The 17,664-nt window shown below is 68.3% G+C and carries 13 protein-coding genes; 4 read left to right on the top strand and 9 right to left on the bottom strand.

Going from position 1 to position 17,664, the window contains the following annotated elements:
• Positions 1 to 67: 67 nt before the first annotated feature.
• Positions 68 to 3,832 (bottom strand): multifunctional oxoglutarate decarboxylase/oxoglutarate dehydrogenase thiamine pyrophosphate-binding subunit/dihydrolipoyllysine-residue succinyltransferase subunit, encoded by a 3,765-nt coding sequence (locus tag J4H85_RS10250; RefSeq protein WP_208239311.1) that lies wholly within the window; start codon positions 3,830 to 3,832, stop codon positions 68 to 70.
• 224 nt (positions 3,833 to 4,056) lie between these two features.
• Between J4H85_RS10250 and J4H85_RS10245 the strand changes: the two genes are divergently transcribed.
• A complete protein-coding gene (locus tag J4H85_RS10245; RefSeq protein ID WP_208239309.1) occupies positions 4,057 to 5,388 on the top strand; it encodes a hemolysin family protein in 1,332 nt (443 codons plus the stop codon).
• Entirely contained in the window at positions 5,385 to 6,431 is a 1,047-nt protein-coding gene (locus J4H85_RS10240) for a hemolysin family protein (RefSeq protein ID WP_208239307.1), read from the top strand. The genes J4H85_RS10245 and J4H85_RS10240 overlap by 4 nt, the downstream gene beginning before the upstream one ends.
• A gap of 30 nt (positions 6,432 to 6,461) precedes the next feature.
• Here J4H85_RS10240 and J4H85_RS10235 read toward each other — a convergent pair whose 3' ends face one another.
• The 5 genes from J4H85_RS10235 to J4H85_RS10215 form a co-directional block, all read right to left on the bottom strand.
• Entirely contained in the window at positions 6,462 to 7,094 is a 633-nt protein-coding gene (locus tag J4H85_RS10235) for a hypothetical protein (RefSeq protein WP_208239305.1), read from the bottom strand.
• A gap of 185 nt (positions 7,095 to 7,279) precedes the next feature.
• Positions 7,280 to 7,729 carry a type II 3-dehydroquinate dehydratase gene (gene aroQ, locus J4H85_RS10230; protein ID WP_372440201.1) on the bottom strand — a complete coding sequence of 150 codons (450 nt, stop codon included), beginning with the start codon at positions 7,727 to 7,729 and terminating at the stop codon, positions 7,280 to 7,282.
• Between the two features lie 51 nt (positions 7,730 to 7,780).
• Positions 7,781 to 8,986, bottom strand: coding sequence for a homoserine O-acetyltransferase MetX (gene metX / locus J4H85_RS10225; protein ID WP_208239301.1), 1,206 nt, complete (start codon positions 8,984 to 8,986; stop codon positions 7,781 to 7,783).
• A gap of 76 nt (positions 8,987 to 9,062) precedes the next feature.
• Complete coding sequence (locus J4H85_RS10220; RefSeq protein WP_208239299.1) at positions 9,063 to 10,391, bottom strand: bifunctional o-acetylhomoserine/o-acetylserine sulfhydrylase; 1,329 nt, start codon at positions 10,389 to 10,391, stop codon at positions 9,063 to 9,065.
• Between the two features lie 131 nt (positions 10,392 to 10,522).
• Complete coding sequence (locus J4H85_RS10215; protein ID WP_208239297.1) at positions 10,523 to 11,893, bottom strand: NAD(P)/FAD-dependent oxidoreductase; 1,371 nt, start codon at positions 11,891 to 11,893, stop codon at positions 10,523 to 10,525.
• A 184-nt stretch (positions 11,894 to 12,077) separates the two neighbouring features.
• Here J4H85_RS10215 and J4H85_RS10210 point away from each other — a divergent pair, with 184 nt between their 5' ends.
• Entirely contained in the window at positions 12,078 to 12,767 is a 690-nt protein-coding gene (locus tag J4H85_RS10210; RefSeq protein ID WP_279592056.1) for a uracil-DNA glycosylase, read from the top strand.
• A 52-nt stretch (positions 12,768 to 12,819) separates the two neighbouring features.
• Here the strand turns inward: J4H85_RS10210 and J4H85_RS10205 are convergent, their stop codons facing one another.
• Positions 12,820 to 14,289, bottom strand: coding sequence for a benzaldehyde dehydrogenase (locus tag J4H85_RS10205; RefSeq protein ID WP_208239293.1), 1,470 nt, complete (start codon positions 14,287 to 14,289; stop codon positions 12,820 to 12,822).
• A 166-nt stretch (positions 14,290 to 14,455) separates the two neighbouring features.
• Between J4H85_RS10205 and J4H85_RS10200 the strand changes: the two genes are divergently transcribed.
• Positions 14,456 to 14,941, top strand: coding sequence for a DUF3237 family protein (locus J4H85_RS10200; RefSeq protein WP_208239292.1), 486 nt, complete (start codon positions 14,456 to 14,458; stop codon positions 14,939 to 14,941).
• Between the two features lie 48 nt (positions 14,942 to 14,989).
• Here the strand turns inward: J4H85_RS10200 and hpaD are convergent, their stop codons facing one another.
• Complete coding sequence (gene hpaD, locus J4H85_RS10195) at positions 14,990 to 16,132, bottom strand: 3,4-dihydroxyphenylacetate 2,3-dioxygenase (protein WP_208239290.1); 1,143 nt, start codon at positions 16,130 to 16,132, stop codon at positions 14,990 to 14,992.
• 10 nt (positions 16,133 to 16,142) lie between these two features.
• Positions 16,143 to 17,639: a 5-carboxymethyl-2-hydroxymuconate semialdehyde dehydrogenase gene (hpaE, locus tag J4H85_RS10190; protein ID WP_208239288.1), complete on the bottom strand. Its 1,497-nt coding sequence runs from the start codon at positions 17,637 to 17,639 to the stop codon at positions 16,143 to 16,145.
• Between the last annotated feature and the right edge of the window lie 25 nt (positions 17,640 to 17,664).

The following is a 17,664-nucleotide window of genomic DNA, read 5'->3' as shown; positions in this document are numbered from 1 at the left end:
GGCTCCCGGCCTCCGGACACAGCGAGGCCCCGGCCCACCCGTGCGGGTGAGCCGGGGCCTCGCGCGCTTACGCCTCGTTCTCGAAGCGGAGCGCTGCGGCGACCAGGGCCTCCTGCTCCACGGCGTGAACCTTTGCGGAACCGGTCGACGGCGCCGCCGATGCCGCGCGAGACACCACACGGATGCGGTCGTTCGCCAGCTGCTTCGACAGCTCGAGCGAGATGAAGGGCCAGGCGCCCTGGTTCTCCGGCTCGTCCTGCACCCACACCAGCTCGGCACCCGAGTACTGCGCGAGGATGCGACCGAGCTCGATGCCAGGGATCGGGTAGAACTGCTCGACCCGCACGAGCGCGACCCGCGGATCGGGGTTCTTCTCGAGCGCGGTGCGCATGTCGTAGTACACCTTGCCCGAGGTCAGCACGACGCGCGTGACCTGGCTGCGGTCCTCGATCATCGGGTCGTCGATGACCGGGCGGAACGTGCCCTCGGTGAACTCCTCGACCGAAGACGTGGCCCCGCGCAGGCGCAGCATCGACTTCGGGGTGAACACCAGCAGCGGTTTCCGCGGACGTGCGTACGCCTGTCGGCGCAGCAGGTGGAAGTAGTTCGCCGGCGTGGAGGGGCGCGTGACGATCATGTTGTCCTCGGCGCACATCGACAGGAAGCGCTCGATGCGAGCCGACGAGTGATCCGGGCCCTGACCCTCGTACCCGTGGGGCATGAGCATCACGACGGAGGACTGCTGCCCCCACTTCTGCTCGGCCGACGAGATGAACTCGTCCACGACCGACTGCGCGCCGTTCACGAAGTCGCCGAACTGCGCTTCCCACACGACGAGTGCGTCCTCGCGCTGCAGCGAGTAGCCGTACTCGAACGCGACGGCGGCGTACTCCGAGAGCAGCGAATCGTAGATCCAGAACCGTGCCTGCTCGTCCGACAGGTTGAGCAGGGGCAGCCACTCCTGACCATTGGAACGGTCGTGGAACACGGCGTGCCGCTGCGCGAACGTCCCGCGTCGCGCGTCCTGCCCCGCGACGCGCACGGCGGTGCCCTCCATGAGCAGTGAGCCGAGCGCGAGCAACTCGCCGAAGCCCCAGTCGATGTTGCCGTCGCGGCTCATCTGCACGCGCTTGTCGAGCAGCTGCTGCAGCTTGCGGTGCACCGTGAACCCGTCCGGCTGATTCTGGTGGGCGTCGCCGATCCGTTCGATCACGCTCGTGTCCACGGCGGTCTCGATCTTCTCGACGGGGGCGCTCTGAGCGTCGACCCTGGTGGTGATCCCGTTCTGGTCGATGACCGGGATCGCGCCCGTCTGCGCGGCGTGCGTCTCCTGGAACGCTTCCTCGAGGCGGGACTGGAAGTCCTGCTTCGCCTTCTCGTACTCCTCTTCGGTGATGTCGCCGCGTCCGACCAGCGCGCTCGTGTAGAGGCGGCGGGTGGAGCGCTTCGCCTCGATGAGGTCGAACATCAGCGGCTGGGTCATCGACGCGTCGTCGCCCTCGTTGTGCCCGCGACGGCGGTAGCAGACGAGGTCGATGATGACGTCCTTGTGGAACCGCTGACGGAACTCGTACGCGAGCTGCGCGACGCGGACCACCGACTCGGGATCGTCGCCGTTCACGTGGAAGATCGGCGCCTGAACGACCTTGCCCACGTCGGTCGAGTAGACCGACGAGCGCGAGTCGAGCGGGAGGGTGGTGAAGCCCACCTGATTGTTGATGACGATGTGCAGCGTGCCGCCGGTGCGGTAGCCGCGCAGCTGCGACATCTGCAGGGTCTCGTACACGACACCCTGACCGGCCATCGCGGCATCGCCGTGGATGAGGATCGGCAGCGTCGTGAAGGAGCCGATGGGCTTCAGATCCTGCTTCGCGCGCACGATGCCCTCGAGCACCCCGTCGACCGTCTCCAGGTGCGAGGGATTCGCCGCCAAGTGGATCGGCACCTGAGTGCCATTGGGGGCGGTGAAGGTGCCCGAGGTGCCGAGGTGGTACTTGACGTCGCCCGAACCGGACTTCGAGGTCTGCGCCCCCTCGAACTCGCGGAAGATCTGTCCGTAGGTCTTGCCGGCGATGTTCGACAGCACGTTGAGCCGACCGCGGTGCGCCATGCCGATGTCGACGCTGTCGACACCGTCGTCCGCGGCGTCGACGAGCATGGCGTCGAGCAGCGGGATCACGGACTCGCCGCCCTCCAGGCTGAAGCGCTTCTGCCCGACGTACTTCGTCTGCAGGAAGGTCTCGAAGGCCTCGGCCTCGTTGAGCTTCTCGAGGATGCGCATCTGCTGGTCGTGGCTCGGCTTCGCGTATGGCACTTCGAGCTTCTCACGGAGCCAGTGCCGCTGATCCGGATCCTGGATGTGCATGTACTCGATGCCGATCTTGCGGCAGTACGTGTCGCGCAGGACGCCCAGGATGTCGCGCAGCTTCATGGTGCGCTGCCCGCCGATGCCCCCCGTGACGAACTCGCGGTCGAGGTCCCAGAACGTGAGGCCGTGCGACTCGATCTCGAGGTCGGGGTGGGTGCGCTGCTGGTACTCGAGCGGGTCGACATCGGCCATGAGGTGGCCGCGCACGCGGAAGGAGTTGATGAGCTCCTGCACGCGAGCGGTCTTGTCGACGGCGCCCGAGATGTCGACGTGGATGTCGGAGGCCCACTGCACCGGCTTGTAGGGGATGCGGAGCGCGGCGAAGATCTCTTCGTAGAAGCCGTGCTTGCCGATCAGGCGCTCGTGCACGAGCTTCAAGAACTCGCCCGACCCGGCGCCCTGGATCACCCGGTGATCGTAGGTACTGGTGAGCGTGATCGTCTTCGACACGGCGAGGCGCGTCAGCACCTCCTGCGAGGCGCCCTGGAACTCCGCGGGGTACTCGAGCGCGCCGGCGCCGATGATCGAACCCTGACCCTGCATGAGTCGGGGTACCGAGTGGACGGTGCCGATGCCACCGGGGTTGGTGAGGGAGATCGTCGTGCCCTGGAAGTCGCCGGCGCCGAGCTTGTTGTCGCGCGCACGCTTCACCAGGTCTTCGTAGGCGACCAGGAACTCGTTGAAGTCGAGCGTGTCCGCCCGCTTGATCGAGGGGACGAGCAGCGAGCGCGTCCCGTCCGGCTTCGGCACGTCGATGGCGATGCCGAGTCCGACGTGCGCGGGAACGACGATGGACGGCTTGCCGTCGACCTCGGCGTACGACACGTTCTGGCTCGGGAAGTCTTTCAGTGACTGGATCAGCGCCCACCCGATGAGGTGCGTGAAGGACACTTTGCCGCCACGGGACCGGCGGAGGTGGTTGTTGATGACAATGCGGTTGTCGATGAGTAGTTTCGCCGGAATCGTGCGCACGCTCGTCGCGGTCGGCACGGTGAGGCTCTGGTCCATGTTCTTGGAGAGCGTGCGCGCCATGCCCTTGAGGGCCTTGACGTCGTCCGCCTGAGCTTCATCGACGACGTCGATGTTCGGCGTGGTGCGCGGTGCGTCGGCGGGGATCGGCGCGCTCCGGGGTGCGGCGTTCGTCGTCTTCGCCGGCTGCGTGGCCGTCGATACGGGGGCGGTCGAGGGGCCGGAGGCCGACCCCGACTGCGTGGGCGACGCCTGCGTCGGCGCACCCGTGGAGCCCGACGCGCCCGTGGACGCCGCCTCCGGTGTCGTCGCCGACGAGCTGTCCGCGGCGGCCTGCTGCTCGCCGCCGTACTGCTCCAGCACGGGCCACCAGGACCGATCGACTGAGTTCTTGTCTTGTACGAACTGCTTGTAGAGCTCCTCTACCAACCACACGTTCGCACCGAAATCTTCTGCGGAGCCCCCCGGTACGGGGGTGCTCGTCCGCTCAGCCAAACCGACTTCCTTTCACCGTGGATTCCGCATTCCCGCGCGCTTCGACGCGCATGGTCACTAGCCTACGCCGTTTTGCGGAACGCCGCGTGAGCGTCGGACTCCCGCCTCGGAGAAGTTTTTGCTACAGTAACGCTCATCATGGACCAGGCCCCGCGACGCACGGCAGATACCGACCCTCCGAGTACCAGCCGCGCGAGAGCGCGGACTCCTGAGCGGAGGCGCCGGTGAGCGACTGGCTCCTGCTGCTGATCGGTATCGTGCTGACGGCGGGTACCGGCATCTTCGTCGCCGCCGAGTTCTCGCTCGTCGCGCTCGACCGGCAAGAGGTCGAACGACAGCAAGCGCGCGGTACTCGCGGCCTCGGCATCGTCGTGCGCGGGCTCAAGCACACCTCGACGCACCTATCGAGTGCGCAGCTCGGCATCACGCTGACGACGCTGCTCGCCGGATACACCCTCGAGCCGGCGATCAGCGGTTTTCTCGACGGCCCCCTGGGCGCGCTCGGCGTACCGGAAGAACTGCGTCGAGCGATCAGCGCTCCGATCGCCGTGGCACTCGCCACCGTGTTCTCGATGATCGTCGGCGAGCTCGTGCCGAAGAACTTCGCGCTCGCGAAGCCGCTCGGCACCGCGCGTGTGGTGATGCCGGCTCAGGCGGCGTTCACGACGACCTTCAAGCCTGCCGTCGTCACCCTGAACGGCAGCGCCAACGGTCTGCTCCGCGCACTCGGCATCGAGCCCCAGGAAGAGCTGTCAGGCGCGCGCACCGCTGAAGAGCTGTCGTCGCTCGTGCGGCACTCGGCGAGCGCCGGGTTCCTCGAAGCCGACACGGCGACGCTGCTCGACCGCACGCTGAAGTTCTCCGAGCGCTCGGCCGGAGACGTGATGACTCCGCGCTTGCGCGTCGAGAGTCTGCAGAAGCTGGAGTCCGCTCAGGCGGTGCTCGAGCTCGCCGGACGAACCGGCTTCTCCCGGTTCCCCGTGATCGATGAGGATCGCGACGACATCGTCGGGGTCGTGCACGTCAAGCAGGCCATCTCGGTCCCGCGCGCGAAGCGCAGTGAGGTACCCGTCGCCGCGCTGGTCGAAGACGCGGTGCGGGTGCCTGAGACGATGCGCCTCGACCAGCTGCTCGAAGAACTGCGGTCCCAAGGCTTCCAGCTCGCCATCGTGGTGGACGAGTACGGCGGAACCGAGGGGATCGTCACCCTCGAAGACCTGGTCGAAGAGCTCGTCGGCGAGGTCGCCGACGAGCACGACCGTGCGAGCGCCGGTGTGGTCGGCACGGCCGAGAGCATGACCCTTCCGGGCGACCTCCGCCCCGACGAGGTGCTGGAGCAGACCGGGATCCACATCCCCGAGGACGACGATTACGACACCATCGCGGGCTACGTGCTCAGCGAACTCGGACGCATGCCGGTGATCGGCGACGAGGTCTCGGTTCCCGACTCCGGCACCCTCCGGGTGGAGCGAATGGAGGGCCGCCGCATCGCGCGCCTGAGGTACACCGGCGCTCCGCTTCCGGAAGCCGTGATCGATGAGGAGGAGCAGGCATGAGCGACTGGGCGGGGATCCTGTGGCTCGTGATCCTCTTGATGTTCAACGCCTTCTTCGTGGGCGCCGAGTTCGCGGTCATCTCGGCGAGACGATCGCAGATCGAGCCGCGCGCGGAGGCTGGTTCGAAGCGCGCGCGCACCGCGCTCTACGCCATGGAGCATGCGACGCTGATGCTGGCGACCAGCCAGCTCGGCATCACGGTCTGCTCCCTGCTGATCCTGAACGTGTCCGAACCGGCGATCCACCATCTGCTCGAGGGCCCGCTCGCTTGGACCGGACTCCCGCCCGAGGCGGTGTCGATCACGGCGTTCGTGCTGACGCTGGTGGGCGTCTCCTACCTGCACGTCGTCTTCGGCGAGATGGTGCCGAAGAACGCGGCGTTCTCCCTGCCGGATCAGGCCGTGCTGCTGCTCGCGCCGCCGCTCGTGATGGTGTCGCGCATCTTCCGGCACCTCATCGCCGCGCTGAATGCCATCGCGAATGGCGTGCTCCGACTGTTCCGCGTCGAACCCGTGTCGGAGACGAACAGCACGTTCACTCTGGAGGAGGTCGCGAGCATCGTGAACCACTCCACGCGTGAAGGCGTGCTCGAGGACCGCAGTGGCGCGCTGAGCGCGGCGTTCGAGTTCACGGCGAAGCGCGCAAGCGACCTGCTCGTGCCGAGCGTCGATCTGGTGACGCTCGATCCCGGCGCGACACCGGCCGACGTGGAGGCGGCGGTCGCGCGTCACGGGTTCTCGCGCTATCCGATCCGTGATGAGGCGGGTGCGTTCGACGGCTACGTGCACATCAAGGATCTGCTCCGCCTCGGAGAGGATCGCGTGCACCAGGCCATACCGCCGAAGCGCATCCGCGAGATGCTCGCCGTGCGCGCCGAGACGGATATCGAAGATGTGCTGGCGGGGATGCAGGCCCGCGGCATTCATCTCGCCCGCGTGTTCGACGCGAACGACGCCGAACTCGGCGTCGTGTTCTTGGAAGACGTCATCGAAGAACTCGTCGGCGAGGTGCACGATGCGACCCGGCGTCAGCGGTTCGCCTGAATCTCGTGGGCCGTGCCGCGGCGAGTGCTCTTAGGACTCGTCGACGACGAGGCTGATGCGTGCGGTGATGGCGTCGAGTCCCTCGGACGGGGCCGCGCCCGCCTCACCGCTGTATCCGTTCGCTTCGGACGGGAGGAAGACGGTGTTCAACGAACCGATCTCGACATCCACTTCGGCGCGGTCGGCGTCGGCGAAGGTGGGAGTCAGCGTGACCGAGGTGCCGTGCCGCTCGTACGTGCCCACGGTGAGGGTGCCGACCGCGTTCATCGGGACCCCGTCGCCGCCCTCGCGTCGCAGCACCAGCGGTTCCGTCAGCGTGAAGCTGACCGTGGGGTGCTGCTCGAGGGTGACGGAGAACTCGGCATCCGTGATGACGCCGTCGCTCAACGTCAGCGACCCGTCGTAATCCACCTCTTCCATGCGCTCTTCCGCAGCCGCGTCGAGACCGGGCGAGACCACATCGACGTCGTCGACGCCGTAGACCTGCTGCGACGGCGATTCGACCATGTCGGAGCCGGAAGCAGCGCGCAGTTCGGTGCTGGAGAGCTCGTGCGCTGGAGCCGAACAGGCGACGAGGCCGAGCGTGCACCCGAGCGGGAGGACCACGGCGGCGCCGATCACGGCGTTCCGCCGACTCGCGCCGGGAAGCCTCCACTGCGTCACTCCGAATCCCTCCTCGCGTCGCCCATCAATCAACCTGGAAAACGCCGCAGGGGAACTGCGACGCGCTACGGGATTGAGCCTATGCGTCGAAGGTGGGAGCACCATGAAAGATGCATGGGAGTCGCACCGGTACCCGCTCAGTGCGCGCTGGACGCGACGCGGCGTGCCTCGTCACGCGGGATGCTTTACAGCGCTCGACGACCCGCGAGCTCGGTCAGGTGCGCGATGCCGAACGCGTAGCCCTGCGGGCCCGCCCCTGCGATGACGGCATCGGCCGCCTTCGAGACGAACGAGTGATGACGGAACTCCTCGCGACGGTGGATGTTCGTGAGATGCACCTCGACGACGGGCAACTCGGACGCGATGAGCGCATCCAGGATCGCGATCGACGTCGTCGTGTACCCCGCGGGGTTCAGCAGAATGCCCGATCCGTGGTCGCGCGCTTCCTGGATCCAGTCGACGAGCTCACCCTCATGATTGCTCTGCCGGAACACGATGTCGAAGTCCGCCGAGGCGGCGTGCTTCCGGCACAGCGCTTCGATGTCGGCGAGCGTCGTCGTGCCGTACGTCTCGGGCTCGCGCACACCGAGCAGGTTCAGGTTCGGACCGTTGAGCACGTAGAGGGGAAGCGTCATGGACATGATCCTATCGCCGCGATGACCGCCGCCGACCGCCGCACGGTCGTCTCACGAGGCGAGCAGTCGGCCGAGCTGGGCTCCGACGAGGTCGGACTCGATGAGGAACGAGTCGTGACCGAACGGCGAGTCGATGCGGGTGGCGCGGTCGCCGTCGAGGCTGCCCGGGGCGTGCCGAGCGATGAGATCCTGACCATCGACGGTGAACAGGCGGTCGCTCGGGATGCCCAGGATGAGCGTCGGGAGCGTGAGTCGGCTGAGCGCCTCGGCGACGCCGCCGCGCCCGCGCCCCACGTCGTGCGAGTTCATCGCCTGCACGAGCGTGACGTAGCTGCCCGCGTCGAAGCGGCGCGTGAACTTGTTGCCGTGGAAGTCGAGGTACGACTCGACCGCGAAGCGTCCGCCGGAGCCGAGCGGGCTCACCGCCGACTGCCAGGTGCGGCCGAACCGGTCGTCGAGCTCGGTGTTGCTGCGGTAGTTGAGCAGCGCGAGCCGGCGCGCGGTGGCGAGGCCGTGATGGGGGCCGACACCGCCGGGCGCATCATAGTAGTTGCCGCCGCGGAAGGAGGGGTCCGAACGGATCGCCTCGAGCTGCACGAGGTTGAGCCCGATCTGGTCGGCGGTCGTGACCGGGGGCGCTGCGATCACCGCCAGACGCTCGACGCGGTCGGGGTGCGTGAGCGCCCATTCGAGGGCGTGCATGCCGCCCATCGAGCCGCCGATGACGGCGGCGAAGCGGTCGACGCCGATGTGGTCGGCGAAGCGAGCCGTTGCAGCGACCTGGTCTCGGATCGTGAGGTAGGGGAACCGGCTGCCCCACTCCCGATCATCCGGCCCGAGCGTTCCCGGGCCGGTCGATCCCTGGCACCCGCCGAGAACGTTCGGGGCGAAGACCGCGTAGCGGTCGGTGTCGAGATACTTGCCCGGACCGACGATCTCCGACCACCAGCCGTCGGTGGGGTGGCCGGGACCGGCGGGTCCCACGAGGTGGCTGTCGCCGGTGAGCGCGTGGAACACGAGCAGGGCATTGTCGCGCGCGGCGGAGAGCTCGCCGAACTGCTCGAAGGCGATCTTGGCCCCGGTGAGCTCGCTGCCGGACTCGGTGGTGAGCGAACCGATGGAGGCGAAGGCGCGCTCGCCGACCGGGTCGCCTTCGCTCCATCCGCCCGAGACGGGTGGGCGGCCGATGATCGCCCGCAACTGCGCATCGGTGATGAAATCCGTCGGGAACGAGTCCTCGGGAGTCTGCCAGTCCATAGCCCTCTATTCTGCCGCGAAGCGCGACCCGGCGGGCGAATGTGACGCTCGCCGGGCTGCGCGGTCGATCGGGCGGTTACGCCTCGGCGCGTGCGCGGGCGACGACCTCGCGCGCTGCGGCGAATCCCCGCTCCAGGTCGGCGGTGATGTCGGAGATGTTCTCGATGCCGACGGACAGGCGCACGAGTCCGGGCGTGACGCCGGCGACGAGCTGCTGCTCGGGAGTGAGCTGCGAGTGCGTGGTCGACGCCGGATGGATGATGAGGGACCGGACGTCGCCGATGTTGGCAACGTGGCTGAACAGCTCGACGCCCTCCACCAGTGCCTTCCCGGCGTTCACTCCTCCCTTGAGCTCGAAGGAGAGCACGGCGCCGACGCCCTTCGGCGCGTACCGGTTCGCCGCCGCGTACCACGGGCTCGAGGGGAGACCGGCGTAGTAGACCGTCGCCACGTCGTCGTGCGCGTCGAGCCATTCGGCGACCTCTTGCGCGTTCTGCACGTGCCGCTCCATCCGCAGCGAGAGTGTTTCGATGCCCTGCAACAGCAACCAGGCGCTGTTGGGGGCGACGGCGGCGCCGATGTCGCGGAGCAGTTGCACACGCGCTTTCATGACGTAGGCGATGCCGTCCCCGAGGACGCCGGTGTAGCTGACGCCGTTGTACGACGGGTCGGGCTCGGTGAGGCCGGGGAACCGGTCGACGTGCTCGGACCAGGGGAACCTGCCGCCGTCGACGATGACACCGCCGAGGGTGGTGCCGTGTCCGCCGAGAAACTTCGTCGCCGAGTGCAGCACGATGTCGGCCCCGTACTCGATCGGACGGATGAGGTAGGGGCTCGCGACCGTGTTGTCGATGATGAGCGGCACGCCGTTCTCGTGCGCGACCTCGGATACGCCGGTGATGTCGAGGATGTTGACGCGCGGGTTCGCGATGCTCTCGGCGAAGAACGCCTTGGTGTTCGGACGCACCGCTCGCTGCCACTCGCTGAGGTCGTCCTGGTCGGACACGAAGGTGACCTCGATGCCGATCTTCGCGAGGGTGTACTTGAAGAGGTTGTAGGTGCCCCCGTAGATCGAGGCGGACGAGACGATGTGGTCGCCGGCTCCGGCGATGTTGAGGATCGCGTAGGTCGCTGCCGCCTGACCGCTCGCGAGCAGCAGTGCCGCGGTGCCGCCCTCGAGCGCGGCGATGCGCTCCTCGGCCACGGCCTGAGTCGGGTTCGTGATGCGGGTGTAGATGTTGCCGCCTTCAGCGAGCGCGAACCGGTTCGCCGCCTGGTCGGTGCTCTCGAAGACGAACGAGGTGGTCTGGTGGATGGGGAGCGCCCGTGCTCCGGTCGCCGGATCCGGCACCTGCCCGGCATGGATCTGCTGGGTCTCGAACTTCCAGGTCTGGTGATCGGTCATGGCGTGCTCCCTCGGGTGAACGGTGATGGTGTGCGGGCGGCGCGTCCTCGGGCCGCAGGATCCGAGCGTACGACGCTGCTGTCCCACCGACAATCGTCGCAGACTCGCAACGTAACGTGTGCGAGCACGGCTCAGTGGCGTCCGGTGATCACGTCGGCGACGGTGGCGATGGGGGAGGTCGTGGCGCGGCCGCGGGCCTCGGCGCGGTCGGCGACCCCGTATGCGGCGTAGAGCCCGCGGGTGGCGAGCCACCTGAGCGGCTCCGGCTCCCACTTGCGGACGCGGTGGTTCACCCAGGGCAGCGAGACGAGGTCGCTCTCGGTGCCGAGGATCAGATCGGCGATCGTGCGCCCGGCGAGGTTGGTGGAGGTGACGCCGGTGCCGACGTAGCCGCCGCCCCAGGCGATGCCCGACTCCCGGTCGAGCCCGACGGTTGCCGACCAGTCGCGCGGCACGCCGAGCACACCGGACCAGACGTGGTCGATTGCGGCTCCGCGGGTCGCGGGGAAGAACCGGTGGAGGATGCGGCGGAGCGTCTCCACCGTGATGTCCGGCGTGCGGCCGTCGGTGTCGGTGCGGGATCCGTACCGGTAGGGCACCCCGCGCCCGCCGATCGCGATCCGGTCGTCGGCCGTCCGCTGGGCGTACATGTAGACGTGCGCCATATCGCCGAGCACCTCGCCCTGATTCCAGTGCAGTTCGTCCCAGACCTCGGTCGAGAGCGGCTCGGTCGCGATGAGCGAGGAGTTCATGGGCAGCCAGAGCCGCTTCAGACCCTGCAGGTTCGCGGTGAACCCCTCCGTCGCCCGCACCACGAAGTCGGCCGAGACGGTTCCGTGCGTCGTGCGCACGCGGTGCGGAGCGATCTCGACGGCGCGAGTCCGCTCGTAGATGTCGACACCGAGCTCTTCGACCACGCGCGCGAGTCCTGCGGCCAGCTTCGCCGGCTGGATGCGTGCGGCGTGCGGGTGCCACACCGCGGCTCGCGTGGCGGCGACATCGATCTTCGCCCGGGCGGCGTCGGCCTCGAGCACCTCCAGATCGGTGGACCGCCAGCGCTGCTCGGCGGCGGCGAACGCGCGCAGACGGCGTTCCTGCGCCGGCGTGTACGCCACCGTGAACTCGCCGCCCCGCTGCACGTCCGCGTCGATCCCCTCGGCATCGATCACGCGGATGACCTCATCGACGGTGTCGTTCATCGCCGCCTGAAATCGTTCGACGGCATCGTGCCCGTGCGCTGCGACGTACTGCTCACGGCCGCCGGTGATCGCGTTCGTGAGCCATCCGCCGTTGCGTCCTGATGCCCCGTAACCGACGTGTCGCTGCTCGACGATCACGACCGAGAGCTCGGGTCGCTGCTGTTTCAGCGCGTAGGCGGTCCAGAGACCGGTGTATCCGGCGCCTACGATCGCGACGTCCGCGGTGCGGGAACCGGGAAGCTCGGGACGCGGCTGCGGGGCCCCGACCTGCTGCCACCAGTGCGACACGTGACCGTTGAACATGCTTCCCCCTCTGCGCGGCGAGCGATGCCGAAGGCATCCTCGACCATTCTGCCGTGTGCGAGTCTCTGGCGCAGCGTTCAGTACACTCGGATCGGATCGATCGCGGCGGGTACCCGCCGCGGCGCCCGACGCAGGAGCGAGGACACCGGTGGACGACGGACACGGGGCAGAGGCCGGGAGGGCGCTGGGGCCCTGGGATCTCGCGCGGCAGGGAGTCATCGCCGCCGACTGGGCGGAGGCGTTGATGCCGGTCGCGGACGATCTCGGAGCGCTCGGACGGTTCCTCGATGCCGAGCGCGAGGCCGGCCACCGGGTGCTTCCCGCGGGCGACCGCATTCTCGCCGCCTTCGAACGACCGCTCGCCGACGTGCGCGTGCTGATCGTCGGTCAGGATCCGTACCCGACCCCCGGACACCCGATCGGACTGTCGTTCGCCACCGCGCCCGACGTGCGCCCGATCCCGCGCAGTCTGCAGAACATGTATCGCGAGCTGGAGTCCGACCTCGGCATCGCGCCCGCGACCCACGGCGATCTCTCGGGCTGGGCCGACCACGGCGTCATGCTGCTCAACCGCGTGCTCACTGTCCGGGCCGGTGCCTCCGCCTCCCATCGCGGAAAAGGATGGGAGGCGCTCACGGCGTACGCGATCGGCGCGCTCGTCGAGCGGGGCGGCCCGCTCGTCGCGATCCTCTGGGGCAACGACGCGCGGTCGCTGAAGCCGCTGCTCGGCAGCACGCCCGTCATCGAGAGCGCGCATCCGTCGCCGTTGTCGGCGTCGCGCGGCTTCTTCGGCTCGCGTCCGTTCAGTCGCGCGAACGCCGCGCTTCGCGACCTCGGAGCGGGCCCGATCGACTGGCGGCTGTCGGAGCTCTAGTGCAGCGTCGATCGCAACCGTCGCGTCGACAACTGTCACCCGGACCCAGCGGCTAGAAGGGGTACGGCGCGATATCGGAGCGCACCGTCAGCCACTGCGTCTCGGTGAACGCCTCGATGTTGGCGTCGTAGCCGCCGAAGCGCGATCCATTGCCCGAATCGCCGACGCCGCCGAATGGCGCGTTCGACTCGTCCGCGACGGTCTGCTCGTTGATGTGCACCTTGCCCGAATGCACGAGGTCGGCGAGCTGCATCGCGGTGCCGACATCACCGAGGATGCCGACGGAGAGGCCGTAGTCGCTCGCGTTCACGATGTCCGCGGCCTCCGCCACGGTCGAGAACGACATGACGGGCGCGACGGGGCCGAAGATCTCTTCGGACCACGCGGGATTGTCGACAGCGACGTTCGAGAGCACCGTCGGGCGGTAGAACAGTCCCTCCGACGTGCCACCGGTCTCGATCGTCGCGCCCGCCCGTTCGGCGTCGCGGACGATGCGATCCACATGGTCGCGCTGGCCCGCGTCGATGATCGGGCCGATCGGTGCCTGGTCGGCCCAGGGATCGCCGACCGGCAGCTGCGCGGCCTTCTCGCGAAGCGCCGCAACGTACTCGTCCCGAATGGACTCGTGCACCAGGTGCCGACCGGCAGTCATGCAGATCTGACCCTGGTGGAGGAACGACCCGAACGCGCCGGCGGACGCCGCAGCCGCGACATCGGCGCCGGGCAGCACCACCAGCGCGTTGTTGCCGCCGAGTTCGAGGTGGACGCGCTTCAGGTTGCGACCGCAGGCTTCGCCGACCTTGCGCCCCGCCGCGGTGGAGCCGGTGAAGGAGACCACGGCGATCTCCGGTGCCTCGGTCAGCGCGGCTCCCGCATCGGCGCCGCCCGGCAGCACCTGCAGCACTCCGGCGGGCAGGCCGGCTTCCTCGAACGCGCGCGCGATGAGGTACCCGCCCGAGACCGGGGTCCGGGGGTCCGGTTTGAGGACCACGCTGTTGCCGAGCGCCAGCGCGGGCGCGACGGAGCGGATCGAGAGGATGAGCGGGAAGTTGAACGGGGAGATCACCCCGACGACGCCCGCGGGCAGCCGTCGCGCGAACGACCAGTGGTCGCCGTCCGACGCGAGCACGTCGCCGTGACGGTGATGGGGAAGCGCGGCGGCATCGAAGCACTCGTTCGCCGCGACGTGCAGCTCGAGTCCGGCCTTCGGAGCGATGGCGCCGGTCTCCCGCTGGATCCACTCAGCCAACTCGGCCTCGTGATCGCCGAAGAACGCGCCGGCCCGGCGCAGCACGGCGGCGCGGACTTCCGGTTTCTGCGCGGCCCATTCGCGCTGTGCGACGGCGCTGCGCCGCGCTGCCGTCAGGACGTCCTCTTCGTTCGCGAGGGCGACCTGGCCGAGGACGTTCCCGGTGGCGGGCTCATGTACGTCGGTCGTGCCTGCGGATCCGGTGGTCCAGCCATCGGTGAACAGCCGTCCGTTCCAACGTTCGGGGTCCAGCCCGGTGCGGCGATCTGACATGATTCCTCCTCGAATCGCGGATGTGGTTCAGGGGCGCTAAGGCCGCCCTTGAGTGCAGGGTGCCGGTCGGGCGGTCCTCCGCAGTGCCTCCCGACTCCGACGCCACGCCTTCAGTGTAGGGTGACCCCGAACGGGCGAACCAGCCGTGACGTGCGAAGGAGCATCGATGCCGAAGGATCCACCCCGACCGGAACCGCCTGAGCCGCCGGAGCTGCGGTTCTTCGCACGACTCACGATCCGAGTGGACGCTCCCGTCGAAACGGGGACCATCGGGTCGGAGCGCCACCGCATCATCCACATCACCGGCGGCACGGTCGAGGGGCCGCGGATCCGCGGCGAGATCCTGCCGGCAGGCGCGGACTTCCAAGTCATCCGATCCGAGACGGCCACCGACCTGCTCGCGAAGTACGCGATCCGGACCGAGGACGACGAGGTCCTCATCGTCGAGAACGTCGGCGTACGCACGGCCAGTCCGGCCGACGTCGAGCGGATCGCCGCGGGTCTTCCAGTGCCCCCGGAACGCGTCTACTTCCGATGCGTTCCCCGTCTCATCGGCAGCGGGGCGTGGTCGTGGGTCGAGGATCGGGTCTTCGTCGGAGCGGGTCAGCGCTTCCCGGATCGCGTGCAGGTCGACGTGTTCGAGGTCGCGTAGCGGCGTCGGGTCCGATGTTCGCACCGGACCCGACGCCGCTGGTCGCCCCTACAAGGTGTTGCCGAGCTTGAAGCCCTGCTCCTCACCGTCGGTCCGGGTGTAGGAGAACCCGTCCGCACCGATCGTGACCTCCATCTCCGAGTCGTCGGTGCGGGCGACGACGGGTTGCGGGTTCCCGTCCAGGTCGAGCACGAGCGAGCCGTCGGTGTACCACGACGGGACGACGGGATTGCCCCACCAGTCGCGGCGCTGGTTGTCGTGCACGTCCCACGTGACGACCGGGTTGTCGGGGTCGCCGGTGTAGTAGTCCTGCGTGTAGATCTCGACGCGGTGCCCGTCGGGGTCGCGGAGGTAGAGGTAGAACGCGTTCGAGACGCCGTGCCTGCCGGGACCGCGCTCGATACTGTCCGACCTGCGCAGCGAGCCGAGCTTGTCGCAGATCGCGAGGATGTTGTGCTTCTCGTGCGTGGCGAAGCAGACGTGGTGCATGCGCGGCCCGTCGCCACCGGTCATCGCGGTGTCGTGCACCGTCGGCTTGCGTCGCATCCAGGCGGCGTAGACCGTGCCCTCGTGATCCTGGATGTCCTCCGTCACGCGGAAGCCGAGGTTCTGCATGAACCCCACCGCGCGCGGCACGTCTGGGGTGATCTGGTTGAAGTGGTCGAGCCGCACGAGTTCGCCGGGAATGTGGAGGTCGTAGCGCCACGACATGCGCTCGGTGTGCTCGGTCTGATAGAAGAACTCATACGGGAACCCGAGCGGATCCACCACGCGCACCGAGTCGCCGATGCCCGCCACGAAGCCGTCGGGGTTGCGGCGCACCTCGCACCCGAGCTCCTCGTAGAACGCGACCGCGAGGTCGAGATCCTCGGGGCTGCGCACCCGGTACGAAAAGGCCGCCACCGCTGCGACCGGTCCTTTTCGGAGGATCAGGTTGTGATGGATGAACTCCTCGGTCGAGCGGAGGTAGATCGCCGTGTCGTCCTCCATCGTCACGTACAGCCCGAGCACGTCGACGTAGAACTCGCGCGAGGCGGCGAGATCGGTGACGATGAGCTCCATGTAGGCGCACCGGAGGATGTCGGGAGCGGGCGACGTCGCCTTCGGGATCGGGTTCTCCGATACGATCGGGGCCTCCTGTGTCACCCAGAACCCTGCGGACTGCTTGTCGGCGTCATTGAGCTTGGTCATGATCGCTCCTCTACTTCCCGGCGCCGAACTTCGGCGAGTGCGCTTCGTTGAGCGTGATGTGGACCGCCTGCTGGTCGGTGTAGAAGTCGATCGAGCGGTAGCCGCCCTCGTGCCCGAGTCCCGACGCCTTCACCCCGCCGAACGGGGTCCGCAGGTCGCGCACGTTGTTCGAGTTGAGCCACACCATGCCGGCCTCGACCGACTGGGAGAAGTTGTGCGCGCGTTTGAGGTCGGAGGTCCAGATGTAGGCGGCCAAGCCGTACTTGGTGTGGTTGGCGAGCGCGAGCGCGTCCTCATCGGTATCGAAAGGAGTGATCGCGACGACGGGCCCGAAGATCTCCTCCTGAAAGATGCGGGCGTCGGGGGAGACATCGGCGAAGACGGTCGGTGCGACGTAGTTGCCGCGCTCGAACCCCTCGGGTCGCCCGCCGCCCGCGACGAGGCGCCCCTCCTGCTTGCCGATCTCGACGTAGCTCATCACCTTGTCGTAGTGCTCGGGGTGCACGAGCGCACCGACCTCGGTGGCCGGGTCGGACGGCTCGCCGACAACAACGTTCTTGGCGCGCTCCGCGTAGCGCTCCACGAACTCGTCGTAGATGTCGCGCTGTACGAGGATCCTGCTGCCCGCCGTGCAGCGCTCGCCGTTCAGGCTGAAGACGCCGAAGACCGTCGCGTCGATGGCGGAGTCGAGGTCGGCGTCGGCGAAGACGACGGCGGGGCTCTTGCCGCCCAGCTCCATCGAGAGGCCCTTGAGATGCGGCGCCGCGTTCGCGAAGATCAGCTGCCCGGTGCTGCTTTCTCCGGTGAACGAGATGAGGGGAACGTCCGGGTGCTTCACGAGTGCGTCGCCAGCCGCCTCGCCGAGTCCGTTAACGAGGTTGAAGACGCCGTCAGGCACCCCGGCCGCCCGGAAGATCTCTGCCCAGAGCGACGCCGACAGCGGCGTGAACTCCGCCGGCTTCAGCACGACCGTATTGCCGGTCGCGAGAGCCGGACCGAGCTTCCACGACTCGAGCATGAACGGGGTGTTCCACGGCGTGATGAGGCCGGCGACACCGATCGGCTTCCGGTTGACATAGTTCATCTGGCGGCCGGGAACCTGGAAGGCATCGTCGTGCTGCGCGACGATGAGGTCGGCGAAGAAGCGGAAGTTCTCGGCCGCACGACGTGCCTGGCCCTTCGCCTGCGTGATCGGGAGGCCGGAATCGAAGCTCTCCAGCTCGGCGAGCTGGGCGTCGCGGGACTCGACGATGTCGGCGATTCTGTGCAGCACGCGCGATCGCTCGCGCGGCAGCATCTTCGGCCACGGGCCCTCGTCGAAGGCGCGCTTCGCGGCGGCCACCGCGGCGTCGATATCGGCGTGCTGACCGGCGGCTGCCTGAATGTAGGTCTCGTTCGTCACGGGGTTCAGCACGTCGAAGGTCTCACCCCCGATCGAGTCGACGAGCGCGCCGTCGATGAAGTGCTGGATCTTCTCTGGCAGCCCTGCGGGCGTGTGCTGGGTCATGATGATGCTCCCTCGTGGATGCGAA

The sequence above is a fragment of the Leucobacter tardus genome, assembly GCF_017583045.1.
GTDB classification, from domain to species: domain Bacteria; phylum Actinomycetota; class Actinomycetes; order Actinomycetales; family Microbacteriaceae; genus Leucobacter; species Leucobacter tardus.
This window is presented reverse-complemented; position numbering and strand designations above follow the sequence as displayed.